Annotated in this window: 2 protein-coding genes; one reads left to right on the forward strand and one right to left on the reverse strand. The window is 68.0% G+C overall.

Going from position 1 to position 1098, the window contains the following annotated elements; all coding sequences use genetic code 11:
• Window positions 1-376: 376 nt before the first annotated feature.
• Window positions 377-715: a cyclic-phosphate processing receiver domain-containing protein gene (locus AB0H37_RS45030; protein WP_329088906.1), complete on the reverse strand. Its 339-nt coding sequence runs from the start codon at window positions 713-715 to the stop codon at window positions 377-379.
• Window positions 716-980: 265 nt separating this feature from the next.
• Between AB0H37_RS45030 and AB0H37_RS45035 the strand changes: the two genes are divergently transcribed.
• The coding region (locus AB0H37_RS45035; protein ID WP_360618859.1) for a maltotransferase domain-containing protein at window positions 981-1098 on the forward strand (118 nt) is incomplete at its 3' end.

Consider the following 1098-nt stretch of genomic DNA (forward strand, 5'->3'; position numbering starts at 1 on the left):
ACTCCTCAGGAGAAAACTGGTCGCGCCGCGCCCTGCGGCGGCCTCACCCCTGCTACGAACACCACCACCCCAACCCGACACACCTCCCGAACTTCTTTGGAATGACTTTTCGCCGTTGCGGATGCGTGGGAACGCCGCGAACCGCGGTGACCCGGCCGGTGGCGCACGACCTGTCCGGATAGCGGCCGACGCCATTGTTGATCAAGGTCCGCCGTTACCGTTGCACCAGCTGTCGGCATGTGCGGCGGCAGGACACGAGCCGGGGGGCCGAGCCGGATGAGCCCCTCAACCGCCCGGCTCCCGGCGGGCGCCGTTGAAGGTTCCGGACTTCTTTGGCTACAGCGAGGCGCGTTCCCGGGCACACCACCCCCGGAATCTAGGCGGTTGCCCGACGGACTTGGTAGTCCCAACGCCTCAACACTCGGACCACAGTCTCCGCGCCGCTGGGATTGGCGCTGTGAACGAAGATCATGCCGATCTTGAAGGGGCGGCCGTCGAAGGCCGCCTCCTCCAGCAGGGCCACAACCGGCATGATGCTGTCGTCGCCGCCCAGATCATGGTCGAGCCAGAGTTCGTCGATCTCATGGTCGCGATGCTCCTCAAGGAGCAGGACGCCCTCCCGGCTGGTGCGGGCGAGCCGAGTGGCCCTCGGCAGGGGCCGCAGGTCGTCGATGCCAAGGATGATCGGCATCCGCGCCCCTGGGCTCTCGTTCACCGGGCCATCATCGCAATCTTGAGCCCCTCACGCTGGGGGATTTCTGCTGACGGGCGCCCTCTGGTGCGGCATGGGCTGGTCGAGCCGGGCTGGCGGTGCCGCAAGCGCCAGGAGTTCCGCCATTGGGCGTTGTGGCAGCTGGGCCGCTCAGGCTCCGGGGAGTTCTTTGCGTGATCTTGTGATTTCGCGGATGCCGGTGAGTTGCGGACGGGGCATGGATGTCTGCGACCGGTACCGGGACGGCAGGAGAGCGGGAGCGGGGCCCATGCAGGTGAAGCTGGAGGCGGAGCTCGGCCGCATTCCCATCGTCGACGTGGCGCCGGTGGTGGGGTGCGGCCGGTGGCCGGCGAAGGCGGTGGTGGGCGAGACGGTCGAGGTGTCGG

The sequence above is a fragment of the Actinomadura sp. NPDC023710 genome (genome assembly GCF_040639875.1).
GTDB classification, from domain to species: domain Bacteria; phylum Actinomycetota; class Actinomycetes; order Streptosporangiales; family Streptosporangiaceae; genus Spirillospora; species Spirillospora citrea.